The organism is Flavobacterium acetivorans, from assembly GCF_020911885.1.
Classification (GTDB): domain Bacteria; phylum Bacteroidota; class Bacteroidia; order Flavobacteriales; family Flavobacteriaceae; genus Flavobacterium; species Flavobacterium acetivorans.
This window is the reverse complement of the sequence record NZ_CP087132.1, coordinates 69,382-85,987: the sequence shown is the minus strand read 5'-3', so window position 1 is coordinate 85,987 and position 16,606 is coordinate 69,382. Positions and strand designations below refer to the sequence as shown.

The 16,606-nt window shown below is 34.3% G+C and carries 10 protein-coding genes; all 10 read left to right on the top strand.

The features are described 5' to 3' along the window. Complete coding sequence (locus LNP19_RS00325) at positions 1-534, top strand: DUF4252 domain-containing protein (RefSeq protein ID WP_230062834.1); 534 nt, start codon at positions 1-3, stop codon at positions 532-534. A gap of 147 nt (positions 535-681) precedes the next feature. After that, on the top strand, positions 682-1,251 hold the full coding sequence (locus LNP19_RS00320) for a Crp/Fnr family transcriptional regulator (RefSeq protein ID WP_230062833.1): 570 nt from the start codon (positions 682-684) through the stop codon (positions 1,249-1,251). A 158-nt stretch (positions 1,252-1,409) separates the two neighbouring features. Beyond that, positions 1,410-2,576: an MFS transporter gene (locus LNP19_RS00315; RefSeq protein WP_230062832.1), complete on the top strand. Its 1,167-nt coding sequence runs from the start codon at positions 1,410-1,412 to the stop codon at positions 2,574-2,576. Positions 2,577-2,914: 338 nt separating this feature from the next. Beyond that, positions 2,915-3,469: a sigma-70 family RNA polymerase sigma factor gene (locus tag LNP19_RS00310; protein WP_230062831.1), complete on the top strand. Its 555-nt coding sequence runs from the start codon at positions 2,915-2,917 to the stop codon at positions 3,467-3,469. Between the two features lie 67 nt (positions 3,470-3,536). Beyond that, the gene (locus LNP19_RS00305) at positions 3,537-4,736 is read left to right on the top strand and encodes a FecR family protein (protein WP_230062830.1); all 1,200 of its coding nucleotides are present in this window, start codon (positions 3,537-3,539) and stop codon (positions 4,734-4,736) included. Between the two features lie 103 nt (positions 4,737-4,839). Further along, positions 4,840-8,343 carry a TonB-dependent receptor gene (locus LNP19_RS00300; protein WP_230062829.1) on the top strand — a complete coding sequence of 1,168 codons (3,504 nt, stop codon included), beginning with the start codon at positions 4,840-4,842 and terminating at the stop codon, positions 8,341-8,343. A gap of 11 nt (positions 8,344-8,354) precedes the next feature. After that, on the top strand, positions 8,355-9,773 hold the full coding sequence (locus LNP19_RS00295; RefSeq protein WP_230062828.1) for a RagB/SusD family nutrient uptake outer membrane protein: 1,419 nt from the start codon (positions 8,355-8,357) through the stop codon (positions 9,771-9,773). Between the two features lie 103 nt (positions 9,774-9,876). Further along, complete coding sequence (locus LNP19_RS00290) at positions 9,877-10,908, top strand: TlpA family protein disulfide reductase (RefSeq protein WP_230062827.1); 1,032 nt, start codon at positions 9,877-9,879, stop codon at positions 10,906-10,908. A gap of 451 nt (positions 10,909-11,359) precedes the next feature. Beyond that, the gene (locus LNP19_RS00285) at positions 11,360-14,167 is read left to right on the top strand and encodes a M16 family metallopeptidase (protein ID WP_230062826.1); all 2,808 of its coding nucleotides are present in this window, start codon (positions 11,360-11,362) and stop codon (positions 14,165-14,167) included. 135 nt (positions 14,168-14,302) lie between these two features. After that, the gene (locus LNP19_RS00280; protein WP_230062825.1) at positions 14,303-16,375 is read left to right on the top strand and encodes a protein-disulfide reductase DsbD family protein; all 2,073 of its coding nucleotides are present in this window, start codon (positions 14,303-14,305) and stop codon (positions 16,373-16,375) included. Positions 16,376-16,606 lie beyond the last annotated feature (231 nt).

Below are 16,606 nucleotides of genomic sequence, written 5' to 3'. Positions count from 1 at the left end.
ATGAAAACAATTAATACTATAGGCCTATTTTTATGCTTGCTCATGGTAAGTTGTAATTCTGAGCAAACATTGCAGAAGTATTTTGTAGAAAATTCAGACGGCAAGGATTTTATAGCCTTAGATATTTCACCAACTATCCTTAATGTGGATAAAGCAAAGTTGTCTGCAGATCAGAATGCTGCTTTGGAGTCTTTTGACAAAATGAATGTTTTGGCCTTTAAATTAAATGATTCTAATAAAGCGCAGTTTGAAATAGAGCGTGCGAAAGTAGATGCGATTTTAAAAGATGCCAAGTACCAACAATTGATGAAGTTTAGCTCCGGAAAAGAAGGCGCTTCAGTAAGTTATGTTGGTTCTGATGAGCATATTGATGAGTTTGTTTTATATGCCAATAGAAAAGAAAATGGTTTTGCCGTAATTCGAGTTTTAGGAAAAGATATGAATCCTACGACTATTATGACCATGCTTCAGGTAATTCAAAAGTCGAATATAGACTTGGAGCAATTGAAGCCGCTACAGCAATTAGTGCGATAGATTTTAAACTCGATTATTTTAAAAATAGAATTAGTACTGAAAAGCATTTCTGCAATTGTAGAAATGCTTTTTTGTTTTTTAATTCTGAGGAAATAAAAGACTTTGAGACGATTTAATTGTAATTTTGAAAACATTTAAAATCAGGATATGTACTCACTCTTAAAAAGCTATATTAAAAGTCAAACAGAAATTAACGAAGAGGATTTACAGTTAATCTGTTCCTGTTTTAAGCCCAAACTGACGAGTAGAAATGAAATTGTGGTAGATTTTAATGATATATGTGACAGTTATTATTTTATAAACAAAGGCTGTATCCGACTCTACACCATCAACAGTGAAGGGATTGAAACTTCTCGATACTTTGCTTTTGAAGGCATGCTTTGTACGGCTTTGCCCAGTTTTATCGATCAAAAACCGGCATGTGAGTATTTGCAGACGATAGAGAAATCGGAATTATTGGTTATTTCCAGAGCAGATTTTTACAAGCTTGTTGGTGAAATGCCTCAATTTGGTGAAATTTATAAGAGAATTTTAGAATTGGGTTTTATAACTGCACAAAAAAGGATTTATGGTTTTCAAGGCTTTGATGCACTTGAAAAAGTAAGATGGATCATAAAGCACCAACCTCATTTTCTGCTAAGAGTATCTAATAAAATGGCAGCTTCCTATTTGGGGATTTCGCCTTCTACTTTAAGCAGAATAAAATCCAAATTATAATAAAAACGTTGCCTTAGAGCAATGCTCACCAATAGGTTAATTTTTAATTTTGATAAAAAATTGAAAGTTGCTTTCGGTGAGTCGTGTATTGCGTTTAATTGAAACGGTAATCACTATTAAGAATCTTCTTTTACATTCCATTTCCAAACAATAAAAAAATGAAGCAAGTTAAGCTTACCAATCAAGTATTGTATTTATTGAGTATATCAGCAGGTCTTGTTGTCGCTAATTTATATTACAACCAACCCTTGTTGCATCAAATTGCGGTGAGTTTTAGGGTCTCTGAGTCTGAGGTGAGCCATGTTGCGCTGTTCACACAGCTGGGTTATGCTTTGGGCTTGTTGTTCATTATTCCTTTAGGTGACAAGGTCTCCAATAAAAAAATATTGCGAATTGACTTTTTAATTATGGTTATCGCCTTAGTGGCGGCGGGTTTTGCAAATTCACTTTTGATTCTTATTATTAGTAGTTTTTTTGTTGGCTTTACCTCGGCAATACCGCAGTTGTTTGTTCCTATGGCAGCTCAACTTTCAGATGATGCCAATCGGGGGCGAGCGATAGGGATTGTTATGAGTGGCTTATTGATTGGTATTTTAGGAGGTCGGGTAATCAGCGGTTTTGTGGGTGAACAATTTGGATGGCGCTTCATGTTTTATGCTGCTGCAGTAATGATGGTTGTTTTATACGTAATCCTTAAATATAAATTGCCCAAGATTAATCCGCAATTCAGCGGGAGTTATGCCAGTTTAATGAAATCTCTTTTGTATTATTTTAAATCGGATTCTTCTTTGCGTTTGGCTACTTTAAGAGGAGCTTTAGCTTTCGCAGGATTAAGTGCTTTCTGGACTACTTTGGTTTTTTTGATGCAAGATTCCTTTGGTTATGGAAGTGCCGTTAGTGGAGGTTTTGGAATTCTGGGAATTGTGGGAGCCTTGGCAGCTGCTTTTGTGGGAAAGATAAGTAGTTCTGTTAGTAATAGTTCTGTTATTTTAGCTGCAACAATGCTGTTAATCATTTCTTGGGGTATTTTTTTTATTTCCGGACATTCTATTGTAGGATTGGTTTTTGGGGTTTTATTGGTTGATTTGGGATTGCAGTCCTTACATATTACGAACCAAAAGATTATTTTTTCTAAAAATCCCGAAGCAAGAAACCGGGTCAATACCATTTATATGGTTGGCTTTTTTATTGGTGGCGCTTTTGGAACTGCGGTGGGAGCTGCTGCTTGGGAACTTTATGGATGGATGGGAGTATCGGTACTTGGGATCGCGTTGTCTTCTCTGATTTTGATTGTGCATTTGGTATTTAGAAAAGCTGAAATGTGAGGAGAACGCTAAGAATAGAATTAAAAAAGATGAATTGAAGTAGTAATTTTATGTTTTTAGTGATATAATTTAATTAGTTGTTTTTCAGTGGATTGTTTTTTGTGTCTGTAAGTTTTTATACTTCTTTTTTTATTGAAAAAGAAGAATGATTAGTCGTAGAAGTCGTAGTTTTTAAGATTTTGCAATTTGATAGTATAGCAAAATATACTATATTCGGCCCATATTTAATAGCATTTCATTTTTGTTTCTATTTGTTTGTTTTAGCGAATGAAATTTTATAGTACACTATTGCCATCCAATTTTTAAACTACTTTCTGATCTATTAGCACTCTTCCTTTATGAAGTCAAAAGATATAATAATTCTTGAAAAGCTCAGGTTGGGAGATTCATCTGCTTATAAGGAGTTATTTGACTTATATTATATGCCATTGTGTATTTATTCTTTAAAGTATTGTGATTCTTTCGAATTAGCCGAAGATATTGTTCAAGATTTATTTATAAAATTCTGGGATGAAAAATTATACATGAAATTAGATGGTGCGATCAGCCCGTATCTTTTTAAATCAGTTAAAAATAATACTTTGCTGGCGGACAGAAAGCAAAACAAATACATTTTTGAAGAAATAGAAGATCAAATAAATGTATTAATGGATGAGGATAACCTTGATATGGATTTTCTTGAGTTAGAAAAAAAGAAGCTCTATGAAGAGATTGAAGCTTTACCTTTAAAAAGTAAAGAAGTTTTTAAAGCCATAGTATTGGAAAACTTAAAATATAAAGAAGTCGCATTAGAGCTGGGAGTATCAGTAAATACGGTTAAAACACATTACTCAAGAGCATTAAAGCAATTGCGTAATTCATTTGATACCATCATAATGTTACTTTTAGTTTAAAAAAAGTTTAATTTCTTGTCACCCATTATTGATCTTTCATTATCTATATATTATAAGAGATCAATAAATGAATACGATTCCACCAAATATTTTAGCTATCATTGCAGCCTATACATCCAAAGAAATAGGTGAAGCTGACTTTGTTGTATTAAAACAATGGATAAATGAAAGTTCGGAAAATGAAACACTTTTTTCGGAATATTTACTTTTTTATAAAAAATCCAGAAGAATAGCTTTTGCCGAAACAGCAGATAAAGATAAGGCTTGGCAAAATATTCTGTCTCAGCTTGAGAGACCTTTAGAATCGGTTCGTATTTTAGAAAAACCAAAATCTAAGCTTCGATTTATAAAACAAGCATCTGCTATAATGAAGTATGCGGCAGTGATTCTTTTTTTATTGACAATAGGGTATTTCTATTATCAAAAGGATTTTGTTGCGCAATCTACTTTAGCAATACCGGAAGAAGCGATCACCTTGCAGCTTGAAAATGGAGCTATTCAAATCATAAAAGACGATGGATCGACTCAGGTTGTTGATGCTAACGGCAATGTTGTTGGGTCTCAAAAAGGGAATCAATTGGTCTATTCGAATACTGTGGTAAAAGACAGTTTGGTATATAACACCATAAATGTTCCTTATGGGAAACGGTTTGAGCTCCAATTATCTGATGGAACCAATGTTCATTTAAATTCAGGGACTTCTTTAAAATATCCCGTTCGATTCATTAAAGGCGAGAGCCGTCAGGTTTTTTTAGATGGAGAAGCTTATTTTGATGTGACTAAGGATTCTAAACATCCTTTTCTTGTGAGTGCTAATGATATGGATGTTAAAGTTTTGGGGACCAGGTTTAATGTGACCTCCTACCATAAAGACGAAAAAACATACGCTGTTTTAGTAGAAGGAAGTGTGCTGGCTTATAATAAACTTCTAGTAGATCAACAAGTACTTTTAAAGCCTGGAAATCGGGCTTATTTTCAAAATAAACAATTAAAGACGGAGGCTGTAGATATTGATAAATATGTGGCTTGGGTTTCTGGAGAACTTATGTTTATTGATGATTCGTTCGGAGTAATAGCAAATAAGTTAGAGCGAAAATACAATGTTGATATCGTTAATAATTACGACGAGTTGAATGATATTGTTATCACGGCAACTTTTAAAGAGGAGAATATTGATCAGGTTTTGAAAACATTTCAAACTTATAAAGCCTTTAATTATACTGTTAACAATAGAGTAATAACCATAACTAAACCAAAAAAAATGTAACAAAATCAATTAACCAAAAAAAAGGAAGGTGCGCCAACACCTTCCCTCTCATTTTTAAAAATGATTTAATCTTAAACTAACAAAATTAAACCAGTGTAAACTTATGAAAAAACAACCAATTACAGGTGCGTTAAGGCGCATTTTGAATAACTCTAACCTAAAGATGAAATTCACGCTTTTATTTTTATTTACCAGTCTTTTACAGGTCTATGCCTCGAGTAGTTACGGACAGAATAGCAAAGTTACCATGGATGTAAATGGGGTGGCTTTGACCAATGTTTTTAAAATTATTGAAGATCAAACCGATTTCCGTTTTTTTTACAATCGCAATGAATTGAATGTCAATCAAAAAATTGATTTGAACGTTCAGAAAAAACAATTAGTAGAGGTATTAGGAAAGCTATTTAATAACACTACTATTTCTTATCAAATTTTGGGAAATCAAATCGTGCTTAAAAAAGTAGAGAAGCAAAAAGGAGAGCGTGTTTCTTCGGTTATGGACCAAAAACAAATTGAAGGAGTAGTTACAGATGCAGTAGGAATTCCATTGGTGGGGGTTACTGTTTTAATCGAAGGGACTAGGACAGCTACATCAACAGATTTTGATGGTCGATTTAAATTAAGTGCCAATGCTTCAGGGAGTTTTTTGGTGTTTTCGCATTTAGGGTATAAGTCAAAACGCATTCCTTTGGGAGGTTCTTCTTTGTTGAAAGTAGTACTTGAAGAAGAATTTAATGAGCTTCAGGAAGTGGTACTTGTAGGTTATGGTAAACAAAAACGTTCCGAGTTTTCGGGAGCAGTTTCTTCTATAGATGCCAAAGATATTGTACAAGCAGCAACGGGAACTATAGGTTTTGACAGAGCGCTTGGAGGTTTAGTAAAAGGAGTTCAAGTATCGCAAAACACAGGTCGTCCTGGTGCGCCGGTTCGTATCAACATTAGAGGAATTACTTCGCCATTGTCATCAGTAGGAGGCGGATTGAATCAACCTTTATTTGTAATTGATGGTGTTCCATTTAATATTGACGCTTTGCAAGGTGCTAATCCATTATCTACTTTGAATCCTAATGATATAGAGAGTTTTGACGTATTGAAAGACGCTGGAGCTACTGCTATTTATGGTTCTCGTGGAGCTAATGGGGTAATTATCATTAAGACAAAAAGGGGTAAGAAAGGGCAAGCAGCAAGAGTTAATTTTTCTTACGCAACGACTTTAGCACAACCTATAAGCAAAGTAGGTGTCTTAAATTCAACTCAATATAAAAATTACTATAATCTGTTGATGACTAATAGTGTTAATGCGATGAATAGTGGGCAACTAGATCCTTTTGTTTCTTTTGAATTAGAGGGTATTGCTAATGTAGAATTAGATTGGGATACTTTCATGGTGAATTATAACGGTTTAAGAAACGACTATTTTGGTACTGCTAATACAGATTGGAACAAAGAAGTTTTCAGAAGTATGGCGATAACAAAACAAGCTAATTTAAGTTTGAGTGGTGGTAGTGATAAAACCAATTACAACTTCAGTTCTTCCTTTATAGATCAAGAAGGTTTGACAATTAAGGACAAAATGAAACAGTATAATTTAGGCATTTCTGTGGATACGGATGTGAATGATTATCTAAAAGTAGGAAGTTCTGTAAATGTTGGGCATACTGAAGCTAACTCTGGAGAGAATGATGTTTTAAATCAATATACGATTAATACATCTATTGCTCGTGCTCGTCCAGATTTGCCTGTAAGGGATGAAAATGGAAAATTACTGGGACAACCAGATTGGCAGTATGCTTATTTTCCTACATTGGAGCCAAATCCATTGATGCGTTTGAGCAATAAGACAAACAAAAAATCCTATAATTTTATTGGTAGCGCTTATGTTGAAGTAGAGCCATTAAAAAATTTAAAGCTGAAATCGGATGTGAATGCTTCGGTATTTTACAATAACAACAGTTCATTTATTCCAAAAATTGTAGAAACTGATTTTATGTATTTCCCTAACGATTCCTTCTTGAATGAGTCAGATGGTTTAGTTTCTAATATCACAACAAATTTGACTGCAAATTATAATTTTGATATCTCAAACCATAAAATTGGCTTACTGGCCGGTGCGGCTTGGGATAAAACAAATTTTAATAATTCAGATTATTTTTACTCTGGTTTCCCTGATGACGAGGTGCTTATCAATGCGTCTTCGGCAAGAACGGTAATCGGTTATTCCAGAAATCGTATAGAAACAGGATTGTATTCCTTGTTCTCTCGTTTGAACTATGGTTACAAAGACTTGTATAATGCCACTTTGAATTTTAGAACAGATACTTCTTCAAAATTTGGGCCAGGTAATAAAAGAGGTTATTTCCCATCTCTATCTGCAAGTTGGAATATTTCTAATGAAGATTTCTTATTTGATAGCGAGAGTGTTAACATCTTAAAACTAAGAGTAAGTGCAGGTAGAGTAGGTTCTACTAATGTATCTGATTTTGCTTTCTTGCAGTTTTTCCAAAATCAATCTTCTAATATCTACAATGGAAATTCTGCTGTTGTTCCTGATAATAATTTTCCAAATCCAAATATTGGTTGGGAAACTACTGATGAGGTGAACTTAGGCTTGGATTTCGGATTTTTCAATAACCGACTAAAAGGTAGTTTTGATATTTATGATAGAAAAACAACAGATGCTTTAGTAAAAACGCCTATTCCTTTTGAATTAGGACCTAATTCTTACTATTCAAACTTTATGGATGTAACCAATAAAGGGCTTGAAATCAGTTTGGGTGGAGATATCATCAGAGGAGAAGATTTTGTTTGGTCAACTAACGTGAATTGGTCTGTGAACCGAAATAAATTAGTGAAATTAAACGGTGCCAGCATTAATGCTTACCAGTTGGATTATTTTATCGAAGGCCAACCAGTAGGTACTATTAAAGGTTATAAAGTAGCTAAAATTTTTCAATCTCAAGATGAGGTAGACGCTCTAAATGCAGCTTCACCTTCAGGATTCTATGATCAAATTTCAACAGCTGTGGGAGATTTTATGATGGAAGATGTTAATGGCGATGGTCAAATAACAGTTGATGACAGGACTATTATCGGGAATATTCAGCCGGACTTCTTTGGTGGAATTTCAAACACATTCGCATACAAGAATTTTAGCCTTAATGCCTTGTTACAGTATTCAGTAGGAGCAAGATCAATTTGGAATGCTATTCCTATGGGAACCTATAATTTATTGGGTGAAAATAAGTATAGTGAATATGCATTAAATACATGGACACCTGAGAATCCTAATGCACGCTATGCAAAAGCACTTTATTCTGATCCTTCTGCTAATGGAAGAATTTCAGATAGATATGTTTATGATACTTCTTATTTGCGTCTAAAAAGTATGCAGTTTAGCTATAATTTTGATCAAAAATTATTGAACAAAATCGGATTTGATAAAGCGACGCTTACTTTAACGGGGACAAATTTGTTTACTTGGACAAAATGGCCTGGAATGGATCCTGAAACTTTCTCGGAAAGAGGTACTATAACAGATCAAATCAGTAATGAAGATCCGTATCCATTAGCTAAGTCGTTCTCTTTAGGAATTCAAGTTCAATTTTAAATTTAAAACAGATGAAACAACATATAAGAAAAATTAATGCGGTCTTGATTTTTGCAATAGCGGCCACTTTTACAAGCTGTGATATTGAAGATATAAAACCATTTAATAAATTAACGCCAGAAGACGCAGTAAGAGATGAAGGCTCAGCACAATTGGTGCTTAACGGTGTTTATGATTTAGGGAAAGAGTTTGATGTGAGCTTTTTTCCATTGCACTTAGCTGCTTATGGTAATGAAGGATCGATTTCAGGCTTTTTGAGCGGAAGTAGAGGTTTTAATACCAATCAAGTTCCAGTTGATAATATCTTTTTGACTAATTTATACGGTGGTCAATATAAGATAATTAATTCCTGTAATTTTTTGATTCAAGAATTAGAAGCAGGTAAAGCAATTGGTATTTCGGATTCTAAAAAAGTAGAGATGATTTCCGAGGCTAAGTTTCAAAGAGCCTTTGCCTATTTTAATTTGTTGCGTTATTTCGGGGAATTCTATGACTTAAGTTCTACCTATGGGGTGGTGCTAAGAACTGATTTCGCCGCTAAACTTGAAGCCAGACCAAGAAATACGGTATTAGAAGTATACAACCAAATCGAAGAGGATTTGCTTTTTGCTTCAGCTAATGGTCCTCTTTATGTAGAGCATTTTTACTCAGGAAGTCTTGCCGCCAAAGCTTTGTTAGCTAAAGTATATTTATATGAGAGAAAATTTACCGAAGCAGCTGCTCTAGCTGATGAAGTAATCAATAATAGTGAAGGTTATGCTTTAGAGAATAATTATGCGGATATTTTTACGGAGAGTTTCAACTCATCAGAGGTTATTTTTGCACCATTTACCGGACCTAATAACGAAGGAAAAACCTCCATGTATCTAGTAAATAATACCACTTACAGTGAATCAATTAGAAGTTTGGCTGATGCCCAAGTAGGAACTTCTAACGATGGTACTTTAGATGAAAGCGGTTTTGGTTATGACCCTCGTTTCTCTTACGCCTATGCTGAAGATACCAAAAAGTCAAATGGAAATGGTAAATATCCATTTTTAAATGTGATAGCATCCCAAGGAAATACTTTGTATCATTTGCGTCTTGGAGAAATATATTTAATTAAGGCAGAAGCAGAAGCGCGTAAAACAGGCGGAGATCTTACTATTGCATTAGAAAGTCTAAACGCAATTAGAAATCGTGCGGGTGTTACAGCAAAAAATCTTTTGGACAAGGCGACCTTATTAAATGATATACGCAATGAAAAATTATTGGAGCTTTTCTTTGAAAACGGTGAAGGATGGTTTGATATCGTGCGTTATCATTCGCTTGGAGACCTTACTGCTTCGATAGTTAAGCCTAGTTTAATATCTACCAATAAGTTTGTATTGCCTATACCTTTACAAGTTATTATAGGAAACAACCTGCTTTTTCAAAATAAAGGATATTAAAAGCTAACTTTTAAATGAGAATGCAGTAAAGAGTTAAGGATTATATTTTTTTCCTTCCCATAGCGCATTCTCATTTTTTTTAAAACATTATAAAAGAAATAAAATGAAAAAATTATCACTACTGGCATTACTGTTTGTTTTGCTTTCTAGCCAAAAAGGATTGGCACAAAAGGATTATGTGGTTTTACACGGGAAAATTGAAAACCCAATAGAAGGACTTGGAATAAGGCTTTTTGATCCGGTTAGCTCAAAAGCCATAAACATCAAAGTGGCCGCTGACGGAACCTATCGAGATACCATCAAATTAGACAAACCAGTTTTCTTTAATACTTTTTATGATAAATTCTTTAGTCTGTATCTTACGAATGATATGAATTTAGAAATTAATTTTGACGCTAAAAATGTTTCTAAAAGTATCGCTATTAATGGAAAAGGAGAAAAAGAGAATGCTTTTTTAAGATTAAAATCTAAGTTAGAAGGAGAAATGTATGGAACGGATTACACTGTTTTTTTAAATTTAGAAAAGGAAGCTTTTGAAGCTAAGATTAATAAATTTACTGATGATTTTAAATCAGAGTTGGAGCTGAAGAAATCAGGCTTAGATCCTTTTTTTGTAACTTCTCAGTTAAAAAAGGTAGAAGAATTAAAGCAAGGTCTGGTACAGCAATATACTGAAGCACAAAGAAACAAAAATGAATTAGGCGCCGGAATGCCTTCTCCTGAGTTCAACAACTATATCAATTATAAAGGAGGTAAAACATCGCTCAAAGATTTAAGAGGGAGTTATGTTTTTATTGATGTATGGGCAACCTGGTGCGGGCCTTGTAAATATGAAATGCCATTTATCGGGAAAGTCGAGAAAGAATTTCACGGTAAAAATATAAAATTTGTAAGTATATCTATTGATCGATTAAAAGACGAACAAAAATGGCGCGACATGATCAAAGCCCAAGGATTATCCGGAATTCAACTTTTGGCCGATAAAGAAATCGATTCTAAATTTATTGCTTCTTACTATATTCAAGGGATTCCTCGTTTTATTTTATTAGACAAGGAAGGTAAGATAATTAATGCGGATACGCCAAGACCTTCTGAACCTGAATTGACTGATCTCTTAAATTCGCTTGATATTTAATTATTTCAATGAGATGAATCCTCTTTTATAAGATTTAGATTTTACAACCAGAGAATTTAGTTTCTCTGGTTGTAAATAGAATTAGAAATTTGTTTTTGTGAATTATAATCTACTAAATCCTTAAAAGTCTTAATATCATCTAAAAAGTCAACATTTTTTTGTTCCATTTATGAAACTACAGTGCTGATGAATGATAGTTTTTTGTAAAAAAAACTACTGTATTTCTAGCCATTAATAGTTTCATATCCTATTCCCTTTTTAAAAATTCATTTTAAAACAGGGCAGGGATTTTATTTGATGTTTTGGATTGAAAAAAATAACATAAAAACAACCGTTTAGAAGTAAGCAGTAAAGCAATACGATCTCATAAAATTTTGCTTCTTTAATCGAATCAGGTTTGAGTTTTGCGAAGAAGAATTCACTAAAATACCTAAAATTACCATAAATAAACATGAAAAATCTATTAACTGTATTTTCTCTTTTTTTGGCTGCGTACACGGTTAACGCACAAGAATTGAAATTAAATGATCCGCTTCCGGTCAATCAAAAAATAAAAAAAGGCGTTCTCAAAAACGGAATGACCTATTATATCTACAAAACAGATGTAATAAAAAATGTGGCGAGTTATTATATCATTCAAAATGTAGGCTCAATTTTAGAAAATGACGACCAACAAGGATTGGCACATTTTCTGGAGCATATGGCTTTCAACGGGACTAAAAATTTCCCGGGCAAAGGCGTTTTAAATACACTTCAAAAACACGGAGCCGTTTTTGCAAAAGACATTAATGCTTATACCGCTTTTGATGAAACGGTTTATAATATGGATAACATTCCTACAAATGTTCCAGGCTTGATCGATACTTCGCTATTAATTTTGCACGATTGGGCTGATGGATTATTGCTTACAGAAGCTGAAATTGATGCCGAGCGTGGCGTGATTAAAGAGGAATGGAGAACCAGACAAAACGGCTATATGCGTCTTTTTAAAAAATCATTGCCAACCATGTTTAACAACACCAAGTATGCCGATCGTATGCCGATAGGTTTAATGAGTGTTATTGATAATTTTAAATACAAGGCATTAAGAGATTTTTACCACGATTGGTATAGAACCGATTTACAGGCAATAGCTGTTGTAGGTGATATTGATGTCGCGGAGATAGAACAAAAAATAGAAAAATTATTTTCTCCAATTCCGGCAATAAAGAATCCAATTGAAAGGTTTGTTGTAGCAATTCCTGACAATGCAGCAATGCTTTATAATTTAGGGACGGATAAAGAAATTGCCACTTCAACGCTCTCTTTTACGATCAATCAACCAAAATCGTTAAAAGACGAAACGGTCGCCGATTTAAAAGAATCCTTGTTCAGCGGGATGGTTTCCAGAATGTTGAGTTCTAGGCTTAGAGAAATTTCACAAAAACCGGATGCGCCATTTGTTTCGGCCAGCTGCAGTTATTCAAGTTTGGCAAGAGCAAAAAACACTTTCGGATTATTGATTTCGCCAAAACCAAATAGGCAACAGCAGGCTTTTAAAACGGCTTTGGAAGAGTTAAACAGAGCCGTTAAATTTGGTTTCACCCAATCGGAAATTGATAGGACAATTGCCGTTTATAACAATTTGTACCAAACTAAAATCAGCAAAATTCATCAAACCCCTCATGCGGAAATAGTGAATACAATTCAGAAAAACTATTTAGAAAATGAGGCAATGACTGATATGGCAAAAGAATATGATCTTGTGAAGCAGATTTTCAATCAGATGACCGCTCAAGATTTGCATGATTTTATCAAAAAATTATATACGGCTGAGAATCGTGTTTTAGATGTAACAGGTGTTGAAGGAGAAAATAACCTTTCTCAAGACGAGGCTTTAAAAACAATCAAAGAAGTAGAAAATGATACTGCTTTAGTTGCTTATGCTGACGAGTTTGTTGGAAAAACATTGACCTCCGGTGTTGAAATTAAAGCAGGAAAGATTGTTTCGGAAAAAAGCAATAAGGAATTAGGAGCGACAACATTTGTTTTAAGTAATGGAGTCGTTGTGAACTATAAGTTTAGTGACATCGAAAAAAATAATGTATTATTTGAAGCGGCTAGTTTTGGAGGAAATTCTTTGATAAAAGATGCTGATCTTCCTTCGGCAGCGATGGTGAGCACTTTAGTGAGAATGTCTGGTTTAGGAGATTACAATGCTACAGATTTATCAAAAGTTTTGGCCGGCAAAAATGCAAATACAAGAATAGGTATTACTGATTTAGAGGAAAGCATTTCGGGAATGACTACGACAAAGGATATCGAAACGATGTTGCAAGTGGTGCATTTACAATTTGTAAAACCTCGATTTGACGAAAATAGCTTTAAGGTTCTTCAAAATAACCTGAACAATAATTTGATTCAAAGAAGGAATGATATCGCTTATAAAATGGAAGATAGCATTAGCACGACTTTGTATGGATTTAACAATGCTAAAAAACGATTGTTTGATGAGAATTATATAAAAGACATTTCATTCGAAAAAATAAAATCGATTTATCAGGATCGTTTTAACAATGCTGCTGATTTTGTGTTTTTTATTACAGGAGATGTCTCAAAAGAGGCTCTTAAACCTTTATTAGAGAAATATATTGCTAGTTTGCCAACCAATAAGAAGAAAGAAAAATGGCATGACAATTCGGTTTCTTGGTTAAATAAGACCAATAAAAAAGATGTTTTCTTAGCAATGGAAGATCCTAAAGCTACTGTGCGTATTGCTTTTAAAAACAATTTTAAATATAGTTTAAAAAACACTTACATCTTAAAGGCTTTCCAGGATATCCTTGAACTTAGATTAATGGAAACATTAAGAGAGCAAGAAGGGGGTACTTATGGAGCCAGCGTTTTTAGTTCTTTGACTAAAAGACCTAAGCAATTAGCCAGTTTCTATGTTTATTTTGATTGTAATCCTGATAAGGCAGATAAATTAGTTTCTATTGTTCACCAAGAAATAGACAAAATTAAAAACGGTACCATCCAAAAAGAGGATTTAAACAAAGCACTTAGCAGTTATTTAAAAGAGGTAAAAGAAGAGAAAGCCTATACATCTTACCAGTTGAATTTGCTTTATGATTACTTTATTGAAGGTTATAATAAAAATGACACTAAAAACAATGTAGACCTTATTAATGCAATTACACCACAAGACATTCAAAAATTCGTTAGCGCAATGATGAATGATGTCCAAAGTTTCGAAATTATATTTAAACCTCAAAAATAATTCTAAAAGCATCTTTCGTTGCAACTTAGTTTCATAATTAAGTATTTTGAATTAGTACACAAACAACGAAAGGATTTATAGGGTCATTGCTACAATGGCCCTATTTAATTTAATGTTTTCTAAAATCACAATCCAATGAAGAAAATAATACTACTCTTAGCCTTTATTTTAAGTGCTAATGTATTTGCCCAAATACACAATCCGGTAAAATGGTCTACATCGGTAGTTGCCGTTTCTGACACTAAATATGATTTAGTTATCCAAGCCACCATTGATGATGGTTGGCATTTGTATTCCCAAAGTGTTCCCGAGAACGGTCCTGTTCCCACGGCTTTTACTTTTAGCAAAAATGCCAATTATGAGCTAGTTGGAAAACCATCAGAAGAAAAAGGCCATACCGTTAATGATCCTATTTTTGAAATGAAAATTAAGTTTTTTGAAGGCAAAGCCGTTTTTAAACAGCGCATCAATGTGCTTTCAAAAAAAGCTTTCAAAATTTCGGGAGAAGTGGAGTTTATGGTTTGCGATGATGCGAATTGTTTGCCGCCATCCTATGTTGATTTGAGTTTTCAAATCCCAGAAACCGCAATGGCTGGCGCTACTAAAGCAAATGAAGCCGAAAAAGTAGAAAATGCAACAGCCTTGATTGGGGCAGAAAAAATCGCGATTGATTCGGTAGCAAAAGAAGAAATTGCAATTGATCCGGTAACAAAAACAGAAGTTAAAGCCAATACAGTTGAAAAGACCACTGCTGACAAAAGCGATAAATCTACTGACAGAAGTTTGCTAGCCATATTTGTTATCGCTTTCTTTTCCGGTTTTGCCGCTTTATTGACACCTTGTGTGTTTCCAATGATCCCGATGACGGTGAGTTTCTTTACCAAACAAAGTAAAAACAGAGCTGTAGGAATCAAAAATGCCATCATTTACGGATTGTCAATCGTAATTATTTATGTACTCTTGGGTTCCTTGGTCAGTGCCGTTTTTGGAGCCGATGCTTTGAATGCACTTTCTACTAATGTGTGGTTTAATATTATTTTCTTTGTGCTTTTGGTGGTTTTTGCGGTTTCCTTTTTGGGAGCTTTCGAAATTATGCTTCCTAATTCATGGGCCAATAAAGTAGACACAAAAGCGGATAAAGGCGGACTTATCGGGATTTTCTTCATGGCTTTGGCCTTGGCTATTGTTTCCTTTTCTTGTACCGGGCCAATTGTTGGAACCTTATTAGTACAAGCAGCGGCAGGCGGAAATCAGGTAGGACCTATAGTTGGGATGCTCGGTTTTTCTTTGGCCCTAGCCATTCCATTTACCTTATTTGCAGCCTTTCCGGGTTGGTTAAATTCATTGCCAAAATCAGGCGGCTGGTTAAATACCGTAAAAGTCGTATTGGGATTCTTAGAATTGGCTTTGGCCTTTAAATTTTTATCCAATGCCGATTTGGTCTTGCAATTGCATTTGTTAGAGCGCGAAGTATTCTTGGCGATTTGGATTGCTATTTTTGGCGTTTTGGCTTTTTATCTTTTTGGAAAAATACAATTGCCCCACGATTCTCCTTTAACCCATATTTCTGTGGGAAGGCTAAGTTTAGGTTTACTGTCTTTAACTTTTACGATTTATATGATTCCGGGTTTATGGGGCGCACCTTTAAACTTGATTAGTGCTTTTCCACCGGCGCAACATTACAGCGAATCTCCTTATGGAGTGGGATCTAGCCAAGGTAGCGGCGCAACAACTGCAACTACAGCAATTCCCGAAGGAGCACACTTAATGGCGCCACATAATATTTTGGCTTTTACGGATTATGATTTGGGAATGGCTTACGCCAAAAAAGTAAACAAGCCCGTTATGCTTGATTTTACCGGTTATGCTTGTGTCAACTGCCGTAAAATGGAACAGCAAGTTTGGCCAAAAGAACAAATTTTATCCATCCTCAATAATGAAGTAGTGCTTATTTCCTTGTATGTTGATGATAAAAGACCACTTCCCGCTGGCGAAGAAATAGAATCCAAGCTAAGGCCGGGAAAAAAATTAAAGTACGTTGGGCAAAAATGGAGTGAGTTCCAAACCATAAAATACAAGGCAAATGCGCAGCCTTTTTATGTGTTGACCAATCACGAAGGAGAAAACCTAATTGATCCTGTGGGTTATACTCCGGATGTTGAAGAATACCACACTTGGTTAAAAAAAGGGATTGCTAATTTTAAGTAAAAAATAGTAAGAACAAAAGTTAATTAGGATTTTTGGAAACACTCTGGTTATTGCAACCAGAGTGTTTTTTTTTATAGGGTAAGTGGTTGAAAAAATAGGGGTTTGCTTTAATTTTTTGTTTTTTGTAGTCTGTAAAGAACGAAAAACTGGTAGGCACTGGTATTTTTTTTAAAGTTTTAGTATAAATTTGGAATTCTTTATTTTTTTAAAAAATGTAAAAAAAATCGGGGA

What these genes read in the sequence shown, in the direction of transcription:
- LNP19_RS00325 (WP_230062834.1), top strand. Translation starts at nt 1, where the DNA reads ATGAAAACAATTAATACTATAGGCCTATTTTTATGCTTGCTCATGGTA.
- LNP19_RS00320 (WP_230062833.1), top strand. Translation starts at nt 682, where the DNA reads ATGTACTCACTCTTAAAAAGCTATATTAAAAGTCAAACAGAAATTAAC.
- LNP19_RS00315 (WP_230062832.1), top strand. Translation starts at nt 1,410, where the DNA reads ATGAAGCAAGTTAAGCTTACCAATCAAGTATTGTATTTATTGAGTATA.
- LNP19_RS00310 (WP_230062831.1), top strand. Translation starts at nt 2,915, where the DNA reads ATGAAGTCAAAAGATATAATAATTCTTGAAAAGCTCAGGTTGGGAGAT.
- LNP19_RS00305 (WP_230062830.1), top strand. Translation starts at nt 3,537, where the DNA reads ATGAATACGATTCCACCAAATATTTTAGCTATCATTGCAGCCTATACA.
- LNP19_RS00300 (WP_230062829.1), top strand. Translation starts at nt 4,840, where the DNA reads ATGAAAAAACAACCAATTACAGGTGCGTTAAGGCGCATTTTGAATAAC.
- LNP19_RS00295 (WP_230062828.1), top strand. Translation starts at nt 8,355, where the DNA reads ATGAAACAACATATAAGAAAAATTAATGCGGTCTTGATTTTTGCAATA.
- LNP19_RS00290 (WP_230062827.1), top strand. Translation starts at nt 9,877, where the DNA reads ATGAAAAAATTATCACTACTGGCATTACTGTTTGTTTTGCTTTCTAGC.
- LNP19_RS00285 (WP_230062826.1), top strand. Translation starts at nt 11,360, where the DNA reads ATGAAAAATCTATTAACTGTATTTTCTCTTTTTTTGGCTGCGTACACG.
- LNP19_RS00280 (WP_230062825.1), top strand. Translation starts at nt 14,303, where the DNA reads ATGAAGAAAATAATACTACTCTTAGCCTTTATTTTAAGTGCTAATGTA.